The organism is Agrobacterium salinitolerans (genome assembly GCF_027498475.1).
In the GTDB taxonomy this organism is placed as follows: domain Bacteria; phylum Pseudomonadota; class Alphaproteobacteria; order Rhizobiales; family Rhizobiaceae; genus Agrobacterium; species Agrobacterium salinitolerans.
On sequence record NZ_JAPZLN010000001.1, the window covers coordinates 1,446,897 to 1,469,703 of the forward strand.

Consider the following 22,807-nt stretch of genomic DNA (forward strand, 5'->3'; position numbering starts at 1 on the left):
CATTCATGCGGCAGATTTTTCCCGGTCTCGATCCCCAAAATTATGTGCAGCATCCGCTCCATTCCTCCGAGAGAATGTGGCCGGAAACCAATTGCTACATCGATTTGTGGATCGAAGTGCTGGCCTCGAAGGGCCTGCCGCCAGAGGCCATGTTCGGTTTCACGCTGACGCAGGATTTCGAAGGCGACCAGTTCACCTTCTTCAAGGTGCCGCTGGAAGACCTCGAGGCGCTTTATGGCGTTCGCACCACCGAGCTTGCGATCTTCGACAGGGTGGAAAATCACATCGACGCGCAGCTCGCACGCGGCCGCATCTGCCTGATCGAGATGGACAGCTTCTATATGCCTGATACCCATGGGGTGGGCTATCGGAAAGAACATGGCAAGACCACCGTCGCCATCAACCGGCTCGACCTCGAAAACCGCGAACTCGACTATTTCCACAATGCCGGCTTTTTCCATCTTGCAGGCGAAGATTTTGACGGTCTGTTCCAGCATCATCTCGCCGAGACCGACCCACCCTTCCTGCCCTATACCGAATTTGCAAAATTCGCGGATAGCAGCCCCTCGCCCGCACATATTCGCAAGACGGCCGAACGGCTCCTGAAGTTCCATTTTTCCAGACGGCCCTCCACCAATCCGGTCCGCGCTTTTGCCGGCGTTTTTCCGACGCAGGTGGAAAAGGTCGCCGACCGACCCTTCGGTTTTTTTCACAAATACGCGTTCAACACGCTGCGCCAGCTCGGCGCCAATTTCGAACTGGCGGCAAGCCACTTCGAATGGCTGGACGCGGACGGTTTTTCTGAAGCAAGAGACCACGCGCTCAAGATTTCCGAGGTTGCCAAGACCGTGCAGTTCCAGCTTGCCCGCGCCGTCACCCGCCGCAAATTTGATGCGCTGGCCACCGTGCTCGATCCAGCAGCGGATGCATGGGACGGCGTAATGGAAGCGCTTTCGACTAAACTCACTGATGCCAGCGAGGCCGCGTGAGGACTTATCTTCCCGGCGAAAGCGAGGAATCGCTGAGTGAAGGCTGGACGCTGACGCTGACACCGGCCGATGCCTATGAGACGCCGGCCGATATTCCCGCATCGCTCGAAAGCCTTCACGTTTCCGTTCCCGGCACCGTGGCGCAGGCTCTGGAGGCGGCCGGAAAATTCGACCGTCTCGCTCCGCGCCCCCTCAATGACAGGGATGCCTGGTACCGGCTGACAATGATTTCCGATGCCCGGGAGCGTGCCGCCCTGCGCTTCGATGGTCTCTCCACCATTGCTGAAATCTTCTTCAATGGCGAGCTGATCGCCGCGAGCCAGAGCATGTTCGAAAGGCTGGAAGTGCCGGTCGAACTCACGGGCGCGGACGAGCTTTGCATCTGCTTCCGGGCGCTTGCGCCGAGACTTGAAAAAACCGGCCCCCGCGCCCGCTGGCGGCCGCAGATGATGAATACCCAGGGTTTGCGTCTGATCCGCACCACCGCACTCGGTTACATGCCCGGCTGGTGCCCGGAAATCCACGCCGCTGGCCCATGGCGGCCCATCAGTCTGATCAGACAGGAAGCTGTACTTTGCACGCTCCGATCTTCACTGGACGAGGCAGGAACGGGAATTGTCGCCATCTCGCTGGAAACCAGCCGGCCCATACAATCGGCACGGCTTGGCTGCGCGGGTTATAGCGCCGATCTTTCCAAGGATGAGAACGGCAAGTTTTCCGGCGAGCTCCACATACCCGATGTCGAAACATGGTGGCCGCACACCCATGGCAGGCCTGCGCTGCACGACACGCTTTTGGAACTGGACGGCGAACAACATAGGCTGGGGCGTACCGGCTTCCGGCGGGTCGAGATCGATCATGGCGAAGACGGTAACGGTTTCGGCCTCAAGGTGAACGGTCAGCCGGTCTTCAGCCGCGGTGCGGTCTGGACGACAGCCGATATCGTGCGCCTGCCGGGAACAGGGGCCGACTACGAGCCATGGCTTAGAAAAGCCGCGGAAGCCGGCATGAACATGATCCGCATCGGCGGCACCATGGCTTATGAGACGCCGGAATTTTTCGCCCTTTGCGACGAATTAGGCATTATGGTCTGGCAGGACGCCATGCTCGCCAATTTCGATTACCCGGCAAAGGACGAGAGCCTGCGCCAGCATATCGTCACGGAAATCTCGCAGTTCCTCGAAGCCACCGCGCTTTCTCCATCGCTCACCGTCTTTTGCGGCGGCAGTGAAATGTACCAGCAGGGCGCGATGCTCGGTCTGCCGGAACAGATATGGAAGGGAACGCTCACCGAGGAGGTTCTGCCGGAACTCCTTGCCGAGAAACGGCCGGATGCAGCCTATGTCGCCAATTCCCCCTCCGGCGGTGCATTGCCCTTCTTTCCCAACGCCGGGGTCGGCCACTATTACGGCGTGGGCGCCTATTGCCGCCCGCTGGAAGATGCGCGCCGCGCCGATCTGCGCTTCGCCGCCGAATGCCTCGCCTTCGCCAATATTCCCGAACAGGAAACACTGGACAAATATCTACCCGGCATGGCCGTGCACGATCCGCGATGGAAGGCGCGCGCACCGCGGGATCGTGGGGCATCCTGGGACTTCGAGGATGTTCGCGGCCATTATCTGAACCTGCTCTACGGCGTCGAACCGGATGTTCTGCGTCGCGAAGACGGCGGCCTTTATCTCGACATGTCCCGGGCCGCCACAGCCGAGGTCATGGAGGCGACTTTCGCCGAATGGCGGCGCAGCGGCTCCTCCTGTCAGGGCGCTCTGGTCTGGACCCTGCAAGATCTCGTTCCCGGCGCCGGCTGGGGTGTCATCGATGCCACCGGCCGGCCCAAATCTGTCTGGCACGCGTTGAAAAGGGCGTTCCGCCCCATTCAGGTTACTTTTTCCGATGAGGGCACGAACGGGCTGGATATACACCTCATCAACGAGACCGGCGGCGGCCTCGAAGCCATGCTGGAACTGAGCTGCCTGCGCGAAGGTGTGCAACCCGTTGTCCACGCCAAACGACCGCTCACGCTTTTACCCCGACAGAGCCAGACCATTGCCGCAACAGATTTGTTCGGCGCCTTTTTCGACACGACCTATGCCTATCGTTTCGGCCCTCCATCCCATGACGTTACCGTCGCCCGGCTTCGCGACGTTGCGACAGGACACGTGATCGCCGACGCATTCCATTTCCCTCTCGGCCGTAAAAAGGCGCTGCACGCCGCAAACCTTCAGGTCGCGATCAGTGAAACGAGCGGCAACTGGTCTCTTGAAATCGGCACGGACCGACTGGCGCAATCCGTCCATGTCGAAGTGCAGGGTTATTACGCCTCGGAAAACTGGTTCCACCTCGGCCCCGGCGAAACCAGAAAAATCAGCCTCCTGCCGGAGACCCCGGCGACGGAAGCTCCTCCTTCCGGAGAGGTCGTCTCACTGGGTTCCAGCCGGCGATTTTCCTTCTAGGGGATGACGGCCAGGCATTTTACTGCAAATGCTCGAGAGCCAGCCGCTTCACCGCGTCGATATAGACTTGCCTTGCTTCCGGCGTTGAAAGATTGTGATCGGCATCGGGAATAATGGTCAGCGACACGTTCCTATAGGCCGCCAGTCCTTCGCCATTGGCGTCGAAGTAATATTGGAAGTGCTCCAGACCATCGTCGTTGTCGCTGTAGAGCAGATGAACGGCGGTATCATTCGCTTTCAATTTGTCGAATGCGCCATAGACGGCACGCCCTTCCTCGCTGCCCCTGCGGAACAGCCTCGCCGTTTTTGTCGAAAGCCTCTTGATCGTCGCCTTGACGATATTCAGCCCCGCACTTGCCACATCGACATCACCGCTGACGAGACGCCTGAATGTCGCGCCCTGTCGAAAGCGCTGGCTGTATTCCCCGAAGGAACGCGGGCGTTTATGCAGGGCCTCATCCACCGAGCGGCCTTTGCGCCAATGGAAGACAACCGGATTGACCGCGACCACGGCGCCGATCCGCTCATCGGCGATTGCGCTGTTGAAGGCGAGATAAGCGCCGCTGCACCGGCCCGCCGCAATGAAAGGTCCCTTACCACGCTTGCCGAGAAAATCGAGTGCGGCAGCCACGTCGTCATTTTGCGCGGTATCGTAAAGAACCTGCTCGGGCACGTTTTTGACCGGAGGGCTGTCGGCAATATTGGCGGCGTCGAAGCGAAGAGATGCCACCCCCTCGCGCGCCAATGCACGGGCCATCTGCACCGAAAGCCTGCCCCAGCCCGCATGCCGGTCATAAGCGGCGCCAAGCAGAAGAACCGAAGAAACCACCTCCCGACCATCCGGCCCGCAAAAAACACCGAAAAGCCGCCCGCCTTCTCCAAATTGCACCGGCTGCTCGATAAAACCGCGCCCACGCTGCGGAGCATTGACGGTGAAATCCTCCTCGGGGGTCACCGCACTCTCGGCATGGGTCTGGGAGAGGATCCAAACGACGAGCCGGTTGACCACATCGTCGGATATTTTCGAGAGCGTGGGGCTGGAGACGAGATCGTCGTAACCTGAAAACTCCGCCTCCTCCACCGACCCGCCAATCGCAACGAGATGCCTGGCGAAATCGGCATCCGTTACGCGGCCTGGCCGGGAGAGCACCAGAATGGTGCGCGCCGGAGCAGCGGTCAGATTTGAAAGATTGGCCTTCCTGATCGCATCCGCAACACCGGCGGGCATGGCCATGCCGGCAATCGATCCCGCCTCCGCCATGCGTTGCGTAGGCAGAAGACCGAGGCCATCATCGATCATGGAGGACCACATCGCCAACTCACGCAGATAGGCGCGGCCGGAAACGACCGGCGCCAGAAGCGCCATGGAACTCACAACGGGGACATCGGCAAACGCCTGCGCAGCGATAAGGCAGCCGAGGCCCTGAGCGACAACGACCACTTCGGCGCAGCCGGAAAGACGCTTCAGACAGTTGAGCGCCGCGCGCGCGTCGGAAATCCAGTCCGCTGCACGGCCCGCATCATCAGGATCGAAGGCGTCGCCCGCGCCCAAATAATCGAATCGCAGGCTGGCGACACCGCAAGCGGCCAACCGCTCGGCCAGCAGCCGTTGAAACTTGCGGCTGCACAGCTCCTCCATGCCCCACGGGCTGACGAAAAGAACGGCATGGCGCTGTCTGACGTCCTTGCGCGCCGGATGGAAAATCCCTGTAAGCCCATCAAAAGAGACCGGATGCGCAACCGCCCCATTCGAGGCAATGCCGGAAAGCGACAATGCATCAAGAGACGGATCGCTTGCTGTACGCTCTGAAATATCTATCGCCATCGACCTTGCCATCGTTGCGCCAGTGTCTGGCTCAACCATTACGGGATCCTTATATCGAAACGTCTTACCGCCTGATCTACAATAAAAACAACAACATTAGAGAAGTCTAAAAATATAGTCGCATTTATATCCATTGCCGCCCACCCGTTGTAAAACCGAACGCCGGGATGGCGGGCTAGTCGCGACGGGGCCGCTATTTCGCTCGAAACCGCTTGAATATACTGATAAATAGCGAGTCCCATACCTATTTGCAGGAGGAGGTTGCGCCACCCAGCCGCAGGATCGTCTAGACACCGCGCAAACCAACACCCCGGGCCACGCCCGACAGGTCATAGAAGTTTTATATGGAACAAAGCCTTACGCGTTATATCTGGTCGCACACGAGGCGGCAGCAGCTTTTCATTCTGCTGATCGTGGCTCTGTCGATGATTCCCTATTTCCTCGCCTTCGATCTGCCCAAGCAAATCGTCAACGGCCCAATTCAGGGGGATGGTTTCGAAGGGGCGAATGCGACGCAACTTTTCATGCATCTCACGGTCGATATTCCCTATTGGGGCACTGTGACATTATTCCCCGGGCTCGAACTCGACCGCATGTCGATGCTGATGGCGCTAAGCCTGACGTTTCTTGCGCTTGTTATCGTCAACGGGCTCTTCAAATATTACATCAACACATATAAGGGCCGCCTTGGCGAACGGCTCCTGCGACGTATCCGCTTCGAGCTCATAGACAAGATTTTGCGTTTCCCGCCCTCGCATTTCAAGCGGGTCAAGGGCGCTGAAATCTCCAGCATGGTGAAGGACGAGGTGGAGCCGCTCGGTGGATTTACCGGTGACGCCTTCGTGCAGCCGGCCCTTCTCGGCGGCCAGGCGCTCTCTGCGCTCTTCTTCATTCTCGTTCAGAATTTCTGGCTGGGCCTGATCGCGGCTTTCATGGCGGCGATCCAGGTGGGTATCATTCCCAAAATGCGCCGCCGCCTTATCGAACTCGGACGTCAGCGGCAGCTAAGTGCGCGCCAGCTTGCCGGACGCATCGGCGAAATGGTTGACGGTATCGGCACCATCCACGCCTATGACACGTCCAATTACGAGCGCGCGGATGCCTCACACCGGCTCGGTGACATTTTCAAGATCCGCTACGATCTCTATCAGTGGAAGTTCCTGGTCAAATTCATCAACAACTTCCTCGCCCAGCTCACGCCCTTCTTCTTTTATGCGCTTGGCGGTTATCTGACCCTCAAAGGCAGCCTTGATGTCGGGCAGCTGGTCGCCGTCATCAATGCCTACAAGGAATTGCCGGGGCCCCTGAAAGAACTGATTGACTGGGATCAGGCGCGTCAGGACGTGCAGGTGAAATACGAGCAGGTCTTCGAGCAATTCGACGCCCCGAACATGATCGACGAAAAGGTGCAGAAACTGTCTCCCGGCGCAGTCGCGGCGATCACCGCCCCGATCGTCGTCGCCAATCTGACGCTCGAGGACGATAGCGGCAGCCGGCTTCTGGAACAGGCATCGCTGAAGGTCGAGCCGGGCGAGGTTATCGCCATCGTCGGCGGCTCAGGCGCCGAAGCGCTGGCGGATGCAATCGGCCGCACGCTCTGGCCGACCTCGGGCAAGATCAGCATCAACGACGTCGATATATTGGAACTGCCGGAATCGCTGACCGGAAGACGCATTTCCTATGTCTCCTCGGACAGCTATTTCTTCCACGCCAGCCTGAAGGACAATCTGCTTTACGGCCTCAAACACGCCCCCCTTGCGGACAAGAACTATGAGGGCGCCGCGTTGGAACACCGCAAGTGGGAAATCCGTGAAGCCAGGATGGCGGGCAATCTGCTGATCGATATCAACAGCGAATGGATCGACTACGCCTCAAGTCCTGCAGGTGATGGCAAGCCGGAGAATCTCATCCAGGCCATTCTGGCCGTCCTCGACAGCGTGGAACTGTCGCAGGATATTCTCGAATTTGCGCTGCGTTCGTCTATCGATCCTTTGACCGACCTGCATCTTGCCGCCCGCATGGTGGAACTCAGGCATGTCCTGCGCACCGAGCTGGAAAAGGAAAATCTGAGCGGTCTCATCGCACCTTTTGAACTGGAGAGCTATAACAGCGAGGCGACGGTCGGCGAAAACCTGCTGTTCGGCACCATGCGGGACTCCTCCCAGACAATCAGAACCGTCATCGAGAGCGACTATTTCCGTTCGCTGATGCGCGAAACCGGCCTCGTCAAAACCCTGTTCGAAATGGGCTACACGATTGCCGAGAACATCGTGGAAATCTTCGCCGACCTGCCGGGAGACCACCCCTTCTTCCAACAGCTCACCTTCATGACGCCAGACGACATTCCGGTCTATCAGCAGATGCTGCAACGACTTCAGGGAAAGGGTTTCGACGAGGCCAATGAAAGTGAAAAGCGCGCAATGTTGCGGTTGAGCTTTTTCTACATAGAACCTCGCCAGCGTTTCGGCCTGCTGTCACCGGAGATCATGGAGCGGATCGTCGAAGTCCGGCACATGTTCCACGAGAACCTGCCCGACAGCCTGAAAAACGTAATCGAAATCTACGATCCGACCAAATATATGAGCGCCACCAGCCTGCTGGACAATATTCTCTTCGGCAAGGTCAGTCACCGCTATACTGACGCCTCGCGGCGCATCACCCGCATTGTCGCAGATGTCATGCGCAAGCAGGGTGTCTATGAACGTGTGCTGGCCGTGGGGCTGGACTTTAACCTCGGCGCCGGCGGCAAGCGCCTTGGCCCGCTGCAACGCCAGAAACTCAACCTTGCGCGCGCATTGATCCGCAAATCCGATTATTACGTCTTCAACCGCCCCCTCCCCGGCCTCGACCCCCGACAGCAGGAAGAAATTGTCGAACGGGTCATCACACTCCTGAAACAGAACAACAATAACCCCTCGATCATGTGGGTTCTCTCGAATGCACATCTTTCACGCATGTTCGAGCGGGTGATCGTTGTTCACCAGGGCCTGATCACGGCTGACGGAAGTTACGAGACTCTCGCCGAGGAAAACGGTACATTCAAGGACATGGTCGCGACATAAATCCAAGAATGTGACCGAGGTGGAACAAGAACAGGGTAAGGCAATGCTGTTTAAAGACGAAATTCAGATGTTGAAGAGGGTCCCGTTTTTTTCGGAAATGGAACCGTCGAAACTCAAGCTGCTCGCATTCGCATCCGACCGGGTGTCCTATCACGCCGGGGATATACTCTTCCGCCAGGGGGATGTCGGCGATGCGGCCTATGTTCTCCTGACCGGAAAAGTGGATGTTCTGGTCGATTCCCCATCGGGCACACTGAAAGTGGCCGAAATGACCGGTAACGCCATTGTCGGCGAAATCGCCATCCTCTGCGACAGCGTCAGAACCGCAACCGTTCGCGCCTCCACCAATGTCGAGGCTCTGCGCATCGGAAAAGAGCAGTTTTTCAAGCTCATGTCAGATTTCCCCGACATCACAATCAAGGTCATGCGCGTTCTGGCGGAACGCCTCACCCAGACGACGACCGAACTGACCAAAGCACGGGCGAGCGCCAAAACATAACCAACAATTCCTTGCTACCGTGAATGGCGATATTGGAAAAATAAATGTCGTACTATTGCAATATAAATGAAATGCTGACTGAATAAGGGGTAAAGGCAGCCGCTCCTACGAGGGCGGATAATAAGAATCTATAGAGACAACGGGCTTCATGGGAGGAAGCGTGCAAGATTCCGTTGTTATTGGGGTGTGCTATGGCGTTGGATTCCGACACAACACGTCGGGAAAGTAATAGAAATTTTCGGGTAAAGATCTGGGGTGCGCGGGGAACGCTTCCTGTTTCAGGTGAAAACTTCCGAAAATACGGCGGGAATACCATCTGCATTGAGGTGAGATGCGGCGATCACGTTCTTTTGTTCGATGCGGGTTCGGGCTTGCATCCTGCCGGCCTTGCTCTGCGGGCGGAAGGCATTACTGACGTCAACCTGTTTTTCTCGCATTGCCATTACGACCACATTGTCGGCTTCCCCTATTTCAAGCCCTTTTATAACAGCTCCAACGATGTCGCCATCTGGTCTGGTCACCTCGCTGGCACCATGACCACCCGGGAAATGCTCAAGGACTTCATGAGCCCGCCTTGGTTCCCCGTGCCGCTGGAAATTTGCTGCGCAAAAATCGACACGCGGGACTTCATGCCGGGTGACGTGCTCGATGTGCATCCCGGCCTTTCGATCAGGACCGGAATGCTCAATCATCCAGGCAACGCCATCGGATACCGGTTGGACTGGGAAGGAAAGTCCCTCGCCATCATCACCGATACCGAACATGAGCCGGGCAGCATCGACGAAACTGTGCTCGATCTGATCAGGGACGTCGATCTTTTCCTTTATGATGCCATGTTCACCGATGAGGAAATGGGCCTATACCGTGGTTACGGCCATTCCTCCTGGCAACAGGCGATCCGCCTCGCCAAGCTTGCAGGTGCAAAAAATGTCGGCTTCATCCATCACGCCCCAAGCCGCAGCGACGAAGAACTGGATAATATCGAAAAACAGGCGAAAGCCGATTTCAGCGGTGCGTTCGCGGCCATGGACGGGCAGATCATAGTGCTTTGACGCAATCTGGCTCCGGCGAAGTCAACTTGCGAGACCGCCTTCTCGAAATCCTGATTTCAATATCCTATGCGACGCGGGCATTCGAACACGCACAATTGACCGTTCCCGATCGATTGCTCCACGATATTGCCACGAGACGGCCTGCAATAAGGGTGCCACCACTTACGACATGATGATTCTGCGCCGAATGACCACATGATGGGATTTGCATGATCCGTTTCTTTTCGGAGACCAATTTGAGACGCGCCCGGATTTTATCCGGCCTCATCATATTTGCTTTCGTATTTTCCCACCTTTTCAATCACTCCCTCGCACTCATCTCCATCGATACCGCCGAACGGGCGCGAAAATGGTTCAGCCTGATCTGGCTCAATCCCGTCAGCAGCCTGCTTTTTTACGGTTCGGTCGTGCTGCATGTCTGTCTTGTTCTACGCTCGCTTTATTTGCGCAGAACACTGCGAATGCCGCTCCGCGAAGCACTTCAGGTCATCTTCGGTCTGTCTATCCCGTTCCTGATCATCGGCCACGCCGTCAATATCCGTGTGTCGCATATGCTTTATGGCATTGATGTCGGCTATTATTCGGTCATCCGCAGGCTGTGGATCAACAACCCGATACAGGGCGCCTGGCAAAGCCTCGCCTTGATCGTGATCTGGGTCCACGGATGCATTGGCCTCTATTTCTGGCTGCGTTATCGAGACTGGTATCCGCGAATAGCCGGGCTGTTCATGACGGTGGCCGTGATGCTGCCGCTTCTGGCGCTGCTGGGCTTCAGCGATGCCGGTCGATGGCTGGCGGAAATAGACAAAAAATACGCGCTTCCGCCCGGACTTGTCGACAATACGATTCAAAAGGACGAGCTGCCACTGCAGCGGGAAATGGAAACACGGATCCGTTTCATCACCGGCACAGCGGAGACGCTGTTCGTCGGCGCGGTGATGCTGGTCTTCGCCATGCGTGGCGTACGCAGCTTTCGGCAACGATTGACGGCGATAGAAATCCGCTATGAACACGGCGCGCAGGCGCATGTACCGGCCGGTCTCAGCATTCTGGAAGCGAGCCGCCTTGCCGGAATTCCGCATTATTCCGTCTGCGGCGGCAAAGGGCGCTGCTCAACCTGTCGTGTCAAGGTTCTGAACAGCAAAGGCCCGCTGCCGCCACCGGGAGACATTGAGCAAACCACATTGAGGCGCATCCATGCCGATTCCGACGTCCGGCTCGGCTGCCAGCTACGCCCCACCAGCGATATTGATATCGCGCTTCTCGTTTCGCCGCCCCAGCAGAGCGACCTGCCAGCCGATGCACAACCGGCCCGCCCCGGCCGGGAAGAAGAAATAGCCATACTCTTTTGCGATTTGCGCAACTTCACCACGCTTTCCGAAGCGAAGCTGCCCTATGATGTCGTCTTCCTTCTGAATCGCTATTTCACCATCGTCGGGCAGGCGGTAGAGCAGGCGGGAGGCCATCTCGACAAATTCATCGGCGATGGCGCCATGGCGCTTTTCGGACTTGGCGAGGACGCGGAACAAGCCTGCCGCAAAGCCATGAAGGCGGCCGCAACCATATTGCGGGATATCGCAATCCTGAACGAGGGGCTGGAGAAACAATTCACCGTCCGCCTGGAAGTCGTCGTCGGAATTCATTCCGGTCCGAGCATCGTCGGCGTCATGGGATATGGCGCGGCCAAAACCCTCACGGCCATCGGCGATACCGTCAACGTGGCAAGCAGGCTCGAATCCAAGGCCAAGGAATTCGGCGCCGCCATCGTTGTTTCCGAACCGGCCATCATTCAGGCGGGACAGGAGATTGCCGATCTCAGAAGCGAAGAAATCGCCATCCGCGGCCGCAACTCGCAAATGAAGGTCTTCCTGCTCTCGAAAGAAGAGAGCGAGCGCTATTTATGAGATAGCCCAGACACGAGTGTCGGAGCGTCCAATCTCAAATCTTGCGATACAGAAAATAGCGGTCCGTCGGTACGCTTGCCGGCACCGGCAAAGGCTTCAGCATGGGATGATCCAGAGGCAAGCCGCTGACCGCGATGCCGCCTTTCGCCAGCATGCCCGCCGCAAGATCGGGCAACCATGTGAGGGTGACGGCATCCTTTTCCGGATAACCCGTGCCGATATCGGCATGCACGAACGCCGCTTCCTTGCCAATGAAAGCTGGAGCGGTTTGCGATATTTCACCGATCACCAGATCTTCCTGCACCGGAACGGAGGAAGCATGCGCACCCATGGCCCTGTCGAAAGCGACGATGCGGCGGTTGGGAAACAGCTCCCGCAGATGATTGAAAGTGCGCCCGTTGCCAAGGCCAATTTCCATAAGCGCGCCTTCACCCGGCAGATCAAGATCAGCTGCAACATGGTTGAGAATATCCCGCTGCGCGGTCAGCCGGCGGATGAAACTATCGAGTCTGCTCATATTATCAGGCCTTGATGATGTGTTTTGCAGCCATATCCCGACGCGCGAAAACATTTCGCGTGTCAATGATAAGCGGCGCCCATTCGCTTAGAGCGGCATAATCGACGTTGTCATGGTCGGTCGCAACGAGAACGGCGTCGAAAGCGCCGATCGCCTCCCTTTCCCACGGCACGGATTTCATGCCCATCAGATGGCTATACTCCCGGGTTTTCGGGATTTCTGCAACAAAGGGATCGAAGTAGGCCGCTTCGCCGCCACGCTCCTGAATAATCTCGATGAGCTTCAGCGATGGGCTTTCGCGAATGTCAGGCACATTCTTTTTATAGGCGAGCCCGACGACCAGCACCTTCGAGCGGCTGAGCGCCTTGCCGGAATGAATATCGAGCGCCTCCGCGACCCGCCCGATGACATGACGCGGCATGCCGGTATTGATCTCTCCGGCCAGCTCGATGAATCGCGTCGGCAATTCATATTCACGCGATTTCCAGGTGAGATAGAACGGGTCGATCGGTATGCAATGGCCGCCGAGACCCGGACCGGGATAAAACGGCATGAAACCGAACGGCTTGGTCTTCGCCGCATCGATCACTTCCCATATGTCGATGCCCATTGCCTCGTAGACGACCTTGAGTTCGTTGACCAGCGCGATATTCACGGCACGGAAGACGTTTTCGGTAATTTTTACCGCCTCGGCCGTGGCGTTTGTCGAGACGGGGACGATCTTTTTAACCACCGAACCGTAAAATGCCGCCATCAGCTTTCCGGCCGCCTCGCCATCGCCAGCGACAACCTTCGGAATGGTCGAGGTCTCGAAATCGCGATTGCCGGGATCTTCCCGTTCAGGTGAAAAGCCGATGAAGAAATCGACGCCGGAGACAAGCCCGGCACTTTCCAGAATGGTCTTTACCACCCCGTCAGTCGTACCGGGATAGGTGGTCGATTCCAGAACCACGAGCTGCCCCTTGCGCAGATGGGCGGCAATATCGCGGCAGGTCTTTTCGACATAAGAAAGGTCCGGCTCGCGATATTTCGTCAGGGGCGTGGGCACGCAGATGGCGATGACATCGCATTCGGCCAGCTTGGAGAAATCCGAGGTGGCGACAAAACCTTCATCCTGTCTCACACTCGCCAGAACCTCATCGGAAACGGCCTCGATATAGCTGCGCCCGGCCTCGATCGCGGTAATTTTGCCGGGATCGATATCGAAACCGACAACCTTGAAACCGCCCCTGGCGATCGTCATGGCAAGCGGCAGACCGACATAGCCGAGGCCGATCACCCCCGCTTTGGCGCTTTTGTTTTCAATACTGGAAAGCAGGTTCCGGGAGATGTCTGGGGAAGTCAAAGCGTGTCACGCTCCGCGCATGTGCAAAAGATACCTCTCAGTTGGGCAAGAATGACGGACCTGTCAAGGCTCGGGCCTTTCAAATTCCGGTTGACGCGCGAGCCGCCGGCAACGCACAACCTTCGCCATGAAGATCGCCTTTTATGCGCCGCTCAAATCTCCCAACCATCCGGTTCCCTCCGGCGACCGGCTGATGGCTCGCCTGTTGATGAAAGCGATGACGATTGGCGGTCACGATGTTTCCGTCGCCTCGGAATTGCGCAGTTTTCTGAAACAGGCGGATGCCCCGGCAAGAGTCTTGCTCGCCGATGAGGCCGAGCGGGAAATCGAGGTCATCACGCGACGCTGGGAGCGGGAGGGCGTGCCGGATCTCTGGTTTTGTTACCACCCCTATTACAAGGCACCGGACTTGCTTGGACCGGAACTGGGCAGACGTTTCAGCATCCCCTATGTCACCGCCGAAGCGTCCTACTCGCCGAAGCGAAATGGGATGGGATGGCAGGCGGTCCAGGATGGGTTGCTGGCCGCATGGAACGCCGCCGCCATCAATATCTGCTTCACCGCACGGGATCGTGAAGGCCTCTTGCGGGCCTCGCCCGCCCTTCGCTGGGCCATGCTGCCACCTTTCATCGATGCCGAGGCCTTTCTCAGAAACTCACCCCAGCCGACACCTGCAAGGCTCATCACCGTCGCCATGATGCGGGCTGGTGACAAGCTCGACAGCTACCGCGCCCTTTCCCAAGCGCTCGCCCTGTTGCCGCAGGATTTCGACTGGACGCTGGATATCGTCGGCGACGGACCGGAACGCACGGCCGTGCAGGCCATATTCAGCGCGTTTCCCAATCGCCGTCTCGTCTGGCACGGGGAAAAAACCGCGACCGAGATCGCCATGCTTCTTTCAAAAGCCTCTCTCTATGTCTGGCCGGGCCATGGCGAGGCCTATGGTCTCGCCTATCTCGAGGCGCAGGCTGCCGGCCTGCCCGTTGTGGCCGAAGAAGTGGCTGGCGTCCCCGAAGTGGTAAAATCCGGCGCCACAGGATTACTGACACCAGAAAATGATAGAGCCGCCTATGCCGACGCGATTAAAACCCTGCTCGGCGACGACACACAGCGCAAAGAACTGGCGCAGGCGGCCCGGCAGTTCGTCAGGAATGAACGGTCTCTGGAAAACGCCGCAAAAGAACTGAACCATATACTGCTGCAAGCAAAGGCGCGAACATCATGAGTCTGGAAAAACTCGTTGCGGCACTCGACGAATGCGGGCGGCGCGGCATATCCGCCGATCTCTGGCTCCGCGACGACGATGCGGTGGAGCCGACGCCCGCGCTCGACACGTTGCTCGATCTTTGCGGCGGCTTTTCCGCTCCGGTCACGCTCGCGGTCATCCCCGAGATGACGACCGATAAGCTCGCACGGCATCTGGATGTGTCGGACATTGCCCAGGTCGCCGTGCATGGCTGGTCCCATACGAATTATGCCAGCGAGAAGGAAAAGAAACAGGAACTCGGATCGCATCGCGATCCCGCTGTCGTTCTCGATGAATTGCAATCCGGACTGGATAAACTCCACGACCTGCATGGCGGGCGTTTGGTGCCGATGCTCGTGCCGCCGTGGAACCGCATAGATGCCGGTATCGTGAAGGCACTCGCGGGCCTCGGATATCGCGCCCTATCCGTTTTCGGGCCGGAGAAAAGCACCTTGCCGCCCTGCCTGAACACCCATGTCGATGTGATCGACTGGCACGGCAGCCGCGGTGGCCGCGACGACGACGTGCTCTTTGCGGAAACCGCCGCCCGCATCCTGATGACCGCCGAAAACGGCGGCACGACCGGCATCCTCACCCACCATCTCGTCCATGATGACAATGTCTGGCGCTTTCTGAGACGGTTTTTCAAGGTGACCACCGATCATCCCGCCGCACGCTGGCGCTCTTCAAGAGACCTCATCGACGAAATCTCACCATGATTTCCAGGCAATCAGCAACCCGCTCGCCTCGGTAGAAAGTTCCCGCCTGACCGCTTCCACCGCCTCAAAAGGCGCGCGATCGGGAAGGGACGCGGCAACGAACCCCGCCGGCGCGAGGCTGATGCTCCCTGCCCGGGCGATGACGGTGAAGATCAAGGGGCCGGTCGACCACCAGGCGGGCGCGCGCGGCATGTCTTCGATAATTCCGGGGAAGGCTTCCAGCATCCTGCTGAAAACAGGATGTCCGGCAGGCGCTGCTATGAAGGAATTGGCAAGCAGCATGCTACCCTGCCCCGTGTCCCGCGGGGTTTTTTCGTCAAACGCCGTCAGCCCCGTCAGAGGCAGGAATGTATCGAAACTCGCGTCGTCCCGTGCCGGATACCAGTCGCAATCGAGATAGATTCCGCCAAACCGCTCCAGCAGCATATAACGGGCCACATCCACCGCGCCCGGATAATCGCCCTTTTCCAGCATGATTTTGAAGACGCCGTTGGAAAACACGCCTTGCCGCTCAAGATCGGCCTCCCGCCAGAGCCGATAGCCGTAACCGTGGTTCGAAGCGTGGGCGGCCCATGCCTCAACCGACACTGGCGGAGCTTTCTCCCCGATCCATATCTGGTGGATGAGCCTTGGCACATCTTCACGGCTTTTGACACTGATCGCGCGACGGTCTTGCGTGGAAAACCGCACATATTTCTCCAGCACCTGCGGCGGTGGAACCAGCGTATATTGATAACCGATCTTGGCGATCACATCGCCCTCGGCTTTGGCGAGGCGCAGCCTCGCCGCATGCAAGCGGCGCGGCAGGCCGAGCACCGTCCGCTCACCCATCAGGTGGCTGTCCTTTGCTGCAACCAGCGATAAGAGAAGCGCATTGGCTTCTACATACTGGCCGCCATTTTGCAACTGCCGGGCTTTATCCAGCTGGGCGTCGTAATATTTCTTGTCGGACATGGACCCTCATCCAGAAACGCACGTTAACATATCGCCAAACAAAAGGCGTCAGGCAAGCCGTCGTGTTTCGGAAGCCGGCTTCGAATTTGCTAAACAATTCGATGTTTCAGAGGCATAGACAGACAACAAACCCTGCGATAACGTTGATTTAAGCCCTCCTAAGCAAATTGTCACAACGCAACGATAAAGAGACGGCAAGGAACCCTTTGGCATGAGCGCAGGCGCAGATTTGCTCCGTATTGAAAATCTGCAGGTCTCGTTTTCTCTCATGGGCGGCACCATCAATGCCGTCAGGGGCACAAGCCTTCGCATTCTTCCGGGGAAAGTCACAGCGCTCGTCGGCGAGTCCGGTTCGGGAAAATCCGTCATCGGCCAGACCATCATGGGCATCCATCCCAAGACGGCGCGTGTGAATGGACGCGTGCTATTCACCGATCCGGAAAATGCCGCGGCCGGCCCTGTCGATCTGCTGCAACTGCCGAAGGACGGCCGAGAAATCCGTTCGATACGCGGAAATCGCATCGGCCTGATCTTTCAGGAGCCGATGACATCTTTTTCGCCGCTGCACACCATCGGCAACCAGATCGACGAGGCGCTCAGGATTCACAGCATCCTGTCACCGGCCGAACGCGCGGAAAAAATGCATGAAACGCTCGACCTCGTGGGGTTTTCCAACCCCAAGAAGGTCGTGAACATGTATCCCTTCGAGCTGTCGGGCGGCATGCGCCAGCGCGCCATGATCGCCATGGCGCTGATCTGTCGTCCCGCACTTCTGATCGCCGACGAGCCGACAACGGCGCTGGATGTGACGATACAGGCGCAAATCCTCAAGCTGCTACATGACCTCCAGAGCCGCCTGAATATGAGCATGCTGCTCATCACCCACGATCTCGGCGTGGTGGCGAACATCGCCGATGAGGTCGCCGTAATCTATCAGGGCGAGATCATGGAGGCCGGAACCGTCGACGATATTTTCAGGGCGCCAGCCCATCCCTATCTCAAGGGCCTCATGGCGGCCGTGCCCCATTTCGACATGAAGCCCGGCGAAAGGCTGAAGGCGCTGCGCGAAATCAACATCGACCACGAAAGCCTCGTCGGCAAGAAGACGGCCGCGTTCAATAAAACTCCCGGCCCCCTCCTTACCGTGAACAATATCAGCAAGACCTTCACTACCCGGAAATCGAGCTGGTTCAGCAAAGGCGCCGCCAACGCCACCAAGGCTGTCGACAGCGTCAGCTTCGAAATCCGACGTGGCGAATGCCTCGGACTGGTCGGCGAAAGCGGCAGCGGCAAAACCACAGTCAGCAAAATCCTCATGCGCGCCGTACGCCCGGATGAGGGTTCGGTGACCTTTCACCGGCCTGAAGGCGACATCGATGTCCTCAATGCCAGGGATGGAGACCTGAAAGAGCTGCGGTCGAAGATACAGATGGTCTTTCAGGACCCGATATCCTCGCTGTCTCCGCGCATGACCGTGGGCAACATCCTGAGCGAACCCCTAGAAATCCATGGGCGGGGTGACGCGAAATACCGCGCGGAGAAAGTTCGCGGTCTCGTCAGGGCCATCGGGCTTGGAGAAAGTGCACTCAACCGTTATCCCCACAGTTTCTCGGGCGGACAGAGGCAGCGTATCGGCATCGCCAGGGCATTGGCGCTCGGCCCCGAACTTCTCATCTGCGACGAACCCGTTTCCGCCCTCGATGTCTCCGTACAGGCGCAAATCCTCAATCTTCTTAAGGATTTGCAGCAGGATCTCGGGCTGACCTATCTCTTCATTTCGCACAATCTCGCGGTGGTGGACTATATGGCCGACCGCGTGGCCGTGATGTGCGAAGGCCGTATCGTGGAACTGGCGCCGCGCGAAATCCTGATGCGCTCTCCGGTTCATCCCTATACCAAATCCCTGCTGGCGGCCGTGCCTTTCCCCGATCTCGACCGCCCGCTCGATTTCCGCACCATCGGCAAGATCAGCGCGACGGGCAAATTCGACTGGGGTAAACAGTTTCGTGACGAGGGTGATGGCGACATGATTTCCGCCGATCTCGGCGAAGGCCATTTCGTCCTTGCAAACGGCAATGCCGATATCCGGGAGCTTCGCCCTTGATCACGCGTCGCACCACCCTTGCCCTCTTGGCTTCCGTCTTCCTGCCGGCCTATGCGCGGGCCGCCTACACCGACCCCAGCTATTTCAAGGAAAAACGGGAAAAGGGTGAATTGCCCGACGTGGCCGAGCGCCTGCCGAAAAAACCGCGCGTCATTGACATGAAAGCGCTTGGCCGCGAGCCGGGAAAACATGGCGGCTCGGTGCGTATGCTCATTGGCGGCCAGCGCGACATTCGCCTGATGCCGATCAGCAGCTATGCCCGTCTTGTCGGTTATGACGAAAAATTCGAACTGCATCCGGATATCCTCGAAAGTTACGAGGTTCAGGAAGAGCGCATCTTCACCTTCAAGCTGCGCGAGGGCCACAAATGGTCCGACGGCAGCGATTTCACCTCCGAGGATTTCCGCTATTTCTGGGAGGACGTCGCCCTCAACAGGGAAATCCACAAGGGCGGCCCGCCGATCGAACTTCTGGTCAACGAGAAGCCGCCGCTTATCGAAGTCATCGACCGGCAGACGGTGCGCTACACCTGGGATGGCCCCAATCCGGATTTTCTGGCGAAACTCGCAGCGGCCTCACCGGCGCGGCTGTTCCTGCCCGCCGCCTATATGAAACAGTTCCACATCAAATATCAGACGGCGGAAAAGCTCGCCAAGCTGATCAAGAAAAACAAGACGGATGACTGGAGCGGGCTGCATATCAAGATGTCGCGGCAGGTGCGGCCCGAAAATCCCGATCTGCCGACCCTGGATGCTTGGCGCAACACCACCGCGCCGCCCTCTGAGCAGTTCGTGTTCGAACGCAACCCCTATTATCACCGGGTCGACGAAAACGGCCTGCAGCTGCCCTATCTCGACCGTTTCCTGCTCAACGTCACCTCCTCCGATATCATCTCGGCCAAGACGGCATCGGGCGATAGCGACCTGCAATATTTCGGCCTCGATTTTGCCGACTACACCTTCCTGAAGGATGCCGAAAAGCGGTTCCCCCTGAAAGTCAATCTCTACAAGCGCTCCCAGGGTTCACGCATCGCGCTTTTGCCCAATCTCAATTGCGCCGACGCGGTCTGGCGCAGCGCTTTCCAGGATGTGCGGGTACGCCGTGCCCTGTCGCTCGCGATTAACCGGCATGAAATCAATATGGTCTGCTTTTACGGATTGGCCAAGGAAAGTGCCGATACCGTGCTCCCGGAAAGCTCGCTTTACCGGCAGGAATTTGCCGATGCCTGGAGCGCATTTGACCGCGCAACCGCCAACCGGCTGCTTGATGAAGCCGGTCTCGACAAGCGCGATGACGCGGGCTTGCGCCTTCTGCCCGATGGCCGCTCGGCTTACATCATCGTCGAGACGACAGGCGAAAGCACGCTCGAAACCGACGTGATGGAACTGGTGACGGATCACTGGCGACATATCGGTATTGCGGTTTCCGTCCGCCCCACCCAGCGCGATGTCTTCCGCAAGCGCGCCATGGGCGGCGAAGTGCTGATGTCCGTTTGGATGGGCATGGACAACGGTGTTCCGACACCAGACATGCTGCCTTCCGGCCTCGCCCCCACCGGCGATGACCAGCTGCAATGGCCGGTCTGGGGTGTGCATTATCTTTCGGGCGGCCGCGAGGGCAAGGAGCCCGATCTGCCGGAGGCGGCGCACCTGCTCGATCTGCTGAAAAAATGGCGCAGAAGCGTCACCGAGGAAGAGCGCGAGGCCATCTGGCTGGAAATGCTGGAGATTTATACGCAGCAGGTATTTTCCATCGGCATCGTCAACGGCGCGCTGCAACCCGTCGTTCACGTTAAACGCATGCGAAACGTGCCGGAAAAAGCGCTTTTCGGTTACGAGCCCACATCCTATCTCGGCGTCTATATGCCGGATAGCTTCTGGTACGACGGAGACGCCTGATATGCTGCGGTATATTTTAAAGCGCGTCCTCGTCATGATCCCCACGCTAATCCTGATCTCTATGCTGGTTTTCACCATCATCGAGCTGCCGCCGGGCGATTATTTCGAAAGCTATGTCGCCGAGCTACGCGCCATGGGCGAAACGGCAAACCTTGCCGAAATCGAGGAGCTACGCGCCCGTTACGGGTTCGACCAGCCAGCCCCGATCCGTTATTTCCGCTGGGCAACCGGCATGCTGGTCGGCGATTTCGGTTATTCCTTCGAATATCAGCTGCCGGTCAGCGATGTGGTGGGAGACCGCCTGTGGCTGACGGTGCTCGTCTCCTTCGTCACCATCATCGTCACCTGGCTTATCGCCTTCCCGATCGGCATCTACTCCGCCACGCATAAATATAGCTGGGGCGATTATGGCCTCACCTTCCTCGGCCTGCTCGGCATCGCCATTCCCAACTTCATGCTGGCGCTGATCCTGATGTATTTCGCCAATATCTGGTTCGGCATCTCCATCGGCCATCTGATGGACCGGGAATATCTGAACCAGGCGATGAGCTGGGCGAAGTTCAAATCGATCCTCGAACATATCTGGATTCCCGTCCTCATCATCGGAACGGCGGGCACCGCCGGCATGATTCGCCGCCTGCGCGCCAATCTGCTCGACGAATTGCAGAAACAATATGTGGTCACCGCCCGCGCCAAGGGGCTGCACCCCTTCAAGGTGCTGACCAAATATCCGCTGCGCATGGCGCTGAATTTCTTCATCTCAGATATCGGTTCGATCCTGCCCGCTATCATATCAGGCGCGGAAATCACCGCTGTCGTCCTATCACTCGAAACCACTGGCCCCATGCTCATCAGGGCGTTGCAGAGCCAGGATATGTATCTGGCCGGTTCGTTCCTGATGTTCCTGGCATTCCTGACGGTGATCGGCGTTCTGGTGTCGGATATTGCCCTTGCCATACTCGACCCGAGAATCCGCTTCGGAGGTGGTAACGTCAAATGACTTCGTCCATTCCGAAACCCGGCGAAACGCTGCCCCATTACGTCTCGACCGCACCCTTCGATCCTTCGCTGATCGAACCCAACACATCTGGAATGGCCGCCTTCAGCAAGGCCTCGCAGCTGCGCCTCATGTGGTGGCAGTTCCGTCAGCACAAGATCGCCGTGTGGTCCGGCGTCTTTCTGGTGGTGCTTTATCTTTCGATCCTGATCTGCGAGTTTCTGGCGCCCTATAATCTCCACACCCGCAATATTGAAAATATCTACGCCCCTCCGCAGGCCATTCACCTGTTCAATGATGGAAAATTTGTCGGCCCCTTCGTTTACGGCCGGGAAATGACGCTCGACATGGACAATCTGAGACGGATCTATCGGGATGTCCCGACGGATATCCAGCCGCTGCGTTTCTTCTGCAAAGGCGATACCTATCGCTTCTGGGGCATGTTCGAGGGCAGAACCCATCTCGTCTGCCCAGCGGAGGGTGGTGAATTGTTCCTGCTCGGCACGGATCGTCTCGGGCGTGACGTGCTGTCGCGCATCATCTATGGTGCGCGCATTTCGCTGACCATCGGCCTTCTCGGCGTCGCCATGAGCTTCGTTCTCGGCATTGTGATCGGCGGTCTGGCGGGCTATCGCGGCGGCACGTTTGACCTGATCGTCCAGCGCATCATCGAAGTGCTGCAATCCATTCCCAGCATTCCGCTGTGGCTGGCGCTTGCCGCAATCATGCCGGTGACCTGGAGCCCGATCCTTGTCTATCTCGGCATCACCATCATTCTCGGCATGCTGGACTGGACGGGCCTTGCACGCGCCGTGCGCTCGAAACTTCTGGCGCTTCGCGAAGAAGACTATGTTTTGTCTGCACAATTAATGGGTGCCGGCACGCCGCGCATCATCGGCAGACACCTTATTCCCGGCTTCATGTCACACTTGATCGCATCGGCCACTCTGACGATACCCGGCATGATTCTCGGCGAGACCGCCCTGAGCTTCCTCGGCCTCGGTCTCAGACCACCGATCACAAGTTGGGGAATTCTGCTCACGGAGGCGCGCAGCGTCAGCGTCATTGCGCTATATCCATGGCTTCTCATCCCGACGATCCCGGTCGTTCTCGTCATTCTGGCCTTTAATTTCTTCGGTGACGGACTACGTGATGCTGCGGATCCCTTCAGATAAGATGGAACACCCTTTGATAAACTGCCCTTCCGCCATCGCCTTTTTTGTGAAAGGCAAAAAGAGGTGTG

16 protein-coding genes are annotated in these 22,807 nt (G+C 58.1%); 12 read left to right on the plus strand and 4 right to left on the minus strand.

The window, feature by feature from the left end:
- Positions 1-5: 5 nt before the first annotated feature.
- Together O9X91_RS07000 and O9X91_RS07005 are read left to right on the plus strand one after the other, a co-directional pair.
- The gene (locus O9X91_RS07000; protein ID WP_142913009.1) at positions 6-989 is read left to right on the plus strand and encodes a DUF1839 family protein; all 984 of its coding nucleotides are present in this window, start codon (positions 6-8) and stop codon (positions 987-989) included.
- On the plus strand, positions 986-3,442 hold the full coding sequence (locus O9X91_RS07005) for a beta-mannosidase (protein WP_142913008.1): 2,457 nt from the start codon (positions 986-988) through the stop codon (positions 3,440-3,442). The genes O9X91_RS07000 and O9X91_RS07005 overlap by 4 nt, the downstream gene beginning before the upstream one ends.
- Before the next feature lie 19 nt (positions 3,443-3,461).
- On the opposite strand, the gene O9X91_RS07010 is transcribed toward O9X91_RS07005, so the two are convergent.
- Complete coding sequence (locus tag O9X91_RS07010) at positions 3,462-5,267, minus strand: alpha/beta hydrolase family protein (RefSeq protein WP_269833654.1); 1,806 nt, start codon at positions 5,265-5,267, stop codon at positions 3,462-3,464.
- Between the two features lie 344 nt (positions 5,268-5,611).
- On the opposite strand from O9X91_RS07010, the gene O9X91_RS07015 reads away from it, so the two are divergent.
- The 4 genes from O9X91_RS07015 to O9X91_RS07030 all read left to right on the plus strand — a co-directional run bounded on the left by O9X91_RS07015 (position 5,612) and on the right by O9X91_RS07030 (position 11,784).
- Positions 5,612-8,329 carry an ABC transporter ATP-binding protein gene (locus O9X91_RS07015; RefSeq protein WP_137412235.1) on the plus strand — a complete coding sequence of 906 codons (2,718 nt, stop codon included), beginning with the start codon at positions 5,612-5,614 and terminating at the stop codon, positions 8,327-8,329.
- Between the two features lie 43 nt (positions 8,330-8,372).
- On the plus strand, positions 8,373-8,828 hold the full coding sequence (locus O9X91_RS07020) for a cyclic nucleotide-binding domain-containing protein (RefSeq protein WP_077985597.1): 456 nt from the start codon (positions 8,373-8,375) through the stop codon (positions 8,826-8,828).
- A gap of 191 nt (positions 8,829-9,019) precedes the next feature.
- On the plus strand, positions 9,020-9,880 hold the full coding sequence (locus O9X91_RS07025; protein ID WP_269833631.1) for an MBL fold metallo-hydrolase: 861 nt from the start codon (positions 9,020-9,022) through the stop codon (positions 9,878-9,880).
- A gap of 209 nt (positions 9,881-10,089) precedes the next feature.
- A complete protein-coding gene (locus tag O9X91_RS07030) occupies positions 10,090-11,784 on the plus strand; it encodes an adenylate/guanylate cyclase domain-containing protein (protein ID WP_142913005.1) in 1,695 nt (564 codons plus the stop codon).
- Between the two features lie 34 nt (positions 11,785-11,818).
- Here O9X91_RS07030 and O9X91_RS07035 read toward each other — a convergent pair whose 3' ends face one another.
- Both O9X91_RS07035 and O9X91_RS07040 read right to left on the minus strand, forming a co-directional pair.
- The gene (locus O9X91_RS07035; protein WP_077985552.1) at positions 11,819-12,301 is read right to left on the minus strand and encodes a class I SAM-dependent methyltransferase; all 483 of its coding nucleotides are present in this window, start codon (positions 12,299-12,301) and stop codon (positions 11,819-11,821) included.
- Positions 12,302-12,305: 4 nt separating this feature from the next.
- Positions 12,306-13,646, minus strand: a complete 1,341-nt coding sequence (locus tag O9X91_RS07040) for a nucleotide sugar dehydrogenase (protein ID WP_162520511.1) — start codon at positions 13,644-13,646, stop codon at positions 12,306-12,308.
- A gap of 127 nt (positions 13,647-13,773) precedes the next feature.
- Here O9X91_RS07040 and O9X91_RS07045 point away from each other — a divergent pair, with 127 nt between their 5' ends.
- Both O9X91_RS07045 and O9X91_RS07050 read left to right on the plus strand, forming a co-directional pair.
- Complete coding sequence (locus O9X91_RS07045) at positions 13,774-14,871, plus strand: glycosyltransferase family 4 protein (RefSeq protein WP_142913004.1); 1,098 nt, start codon at positions 13,774-13,776, stop codon at positions 14,869-14,871.
- Entirely contained in the window at positions 14,868-15,611 is a 744-nt protein-coding gene (locus tag O9X91_RS07050) for a polysaccharide deacetylase family protein (RefSeq protein WP_142913003.1), read from the plus strand. Before O9X91_RS07045 ends, O9X91_RS07050 begins: the two co-directional genes overlap by 4 nt.
- On the opposite strand, the gene O9X91_RS07055 is transcribed toward O9X91_RS07050, so the two are convergent.
- Entirely contained in the window at positions 15,603-16,565 is a 963-nt protein-coding gene (locus O9X91_RS07055) for a glycosyltransferase family 32 protein (protein WP_162520510.1), read from the minus strand. The two genes, O9X91_RS07050 and O9X91_RS07055, sit on opposite strands and share 9 nt — an antisense overlap.
- 211 nt (positions 16,566-16,776) lie before the next feature.
- Here O9X91_RS07055 and O9X91_RS07060 point away from each other — a divergent pair, with 211 nt between their 5' ends.
- Genes O9X91_RS07060 through O9X91_RS07075 form a run of 4 tightly spaced genes read left to right on the plus strand, consistent with a single transcriptional unit; the run spans position 16,777 to position 22,739 of the window.
- Positions 16,777-18,669, plus strand: a complete 1,893-nt coding sequence (locus O9X91_RS07060; protein WP_269833632.1) for an ABC transporter ATP-binding protein — start codon at positions 16,777-16,779, stop codon at positions 18,667-18,669.
- A complete protein-coding gene (locus O9X91_RS07065) occupies positions 18,666-20,567 on the plus strand; it encodes an ABC transporter substrate-binding protein (RefSeq protein WP_269833633.1) in 1,902 nt (633 codons plus the stop codon). Before O9X91_RS07060 ends, O9X91_RS07065 begins: the two co-directional genes overlap by 4 nt.
- A 1-nt stretch (position 20,568) precedes the next feature.
- Positions 20,569-21,567 carry an ABC transporter permease gene (locus O9X91_RS07070; protein ID WP_269833634.1) on the plus strand — a complete coding sequence of 333 codons (999 nt, stop codon included), beginning with the start codon at positions 20,569-20,571 and terminating at the stop codon, positions 21,565-21,567.
- Positions 21,564-22,739 carry an ABC transporter permease gene (locus O9X91_RS07075; protein WP_077985546.1) on the plus strand — a complete coding sequence of 392 codons (1,176 nt, stop codon included), beginning with the start codon at positions 21,564-21,566 and terminating at the stop codon, positions 22,737-22,739. The genes O9X91_RS07070 and O9X91_RS07075 overlap by 4 nt, the downstream gene beginning before the upstream one ends.
- Positions 22,740-22,807: the final 68 nt, after the last annotated feature.

What these genes read in the sequence shown, in the direction of transcription:
- O9X91_RS07015 (WP_137412235.1), top strand. Translation starts at nt 5,612, where the DNA reads ATGGAACAAAGCCTTACGCGTTATATCTGGTCGCACACGAGGCGGCAG.
- O9X91_RS07025 (WP_269833631.1), top strand. Translation starts at nt 9,020, where the DNA reads ATGGCGTTGGATTCCGACACAACACGTCGGGAAAGTAATAGAAATTTT.
- O9X91_RS07000 (WP_142913009.1), top strand. Translation starts at nt 6, where the DNA reads ATGCGGCAGATTTTTCCCGGTCTCGATCCCCAAAATTATGTGCAGCAT.
- O9X91_RS07010 (WP_269833654.1), bottom strand. Translation starts at nt 5,267, where the DNA reads ATGGCGATAGATATTTCAGAGCGTACAGCAAGCGATCCGTCTCTTGAT.
- O9X91_RS07055 (WP_162520510.1), bottom strand. Translation starts at nt 16,565, where the DNA reads ATGTCCGACAAGAAATATTACGACGCCCAGCTGGATAAAGCCCGGCAG.
- O9X91_RS07070 (WP_269833634.1), top strand. Translation starts at nt 20,569, where the DNA reads ATGCTGCGGTATATTTTAAAGCGCGTCCTCGTCATGATCCCCACGCTA.
- O9X91_RS07045 (WP_142913004.1), top strand. Translation starts at nt 13,774, where the DNA reads ATGAAGATCGCCTTTTATGCGCCGCTCAAATCTCCCAACCATCCGGTT.
- O9X91_RS07020 (WP_077985597.1), top strand. Translation starts at nt 8,373, where the DNA reads ATGCTGTTTAAAGACGAAATTCAGATGTTGAAGAGGGTCCCGTTTTTT.
- O9X91_RS07060 (WP_269833632.1), top strand. Translation starts at nt 16,777, where the DNA reads ATGAGCGCAGGCGCAGATTTGCTCCGTATTGAAAATCTGCAGGTCTCG.
- O9X91_RS07075 (WP_077985546.1), top strand. Translation starts at nt 21,564, where the DNA reads ATGACTTCGTCCATTCCGAAACCCGGCGAAACGCTGCCCCATTACGTC.
- O9X91_RS07050 (WP_142913003.1), top strand. Translation starts at nt 14,868, where the DNA reads ATGAGTCTGGAAAAACTCGTTGCGGCACTCGACGAATGCGGGCGGCGC.
- O9X91_RS07030 (WP_142913005.1), top strand. Translation starts at nt 10,090, where the DNA reads ATGATCCGTTTCTTTTCGGAGACCAATTTGAGACGCGCCCGGATTTTA.
- O9X91_RS07035 (WP_077985552.1), bottom strand. Translation starts at nt 12,301, where the DNA reads ATGAGCAGACTCGATAGTTTCATCCGCCGGCTGACCGCGCAGCGGGAT.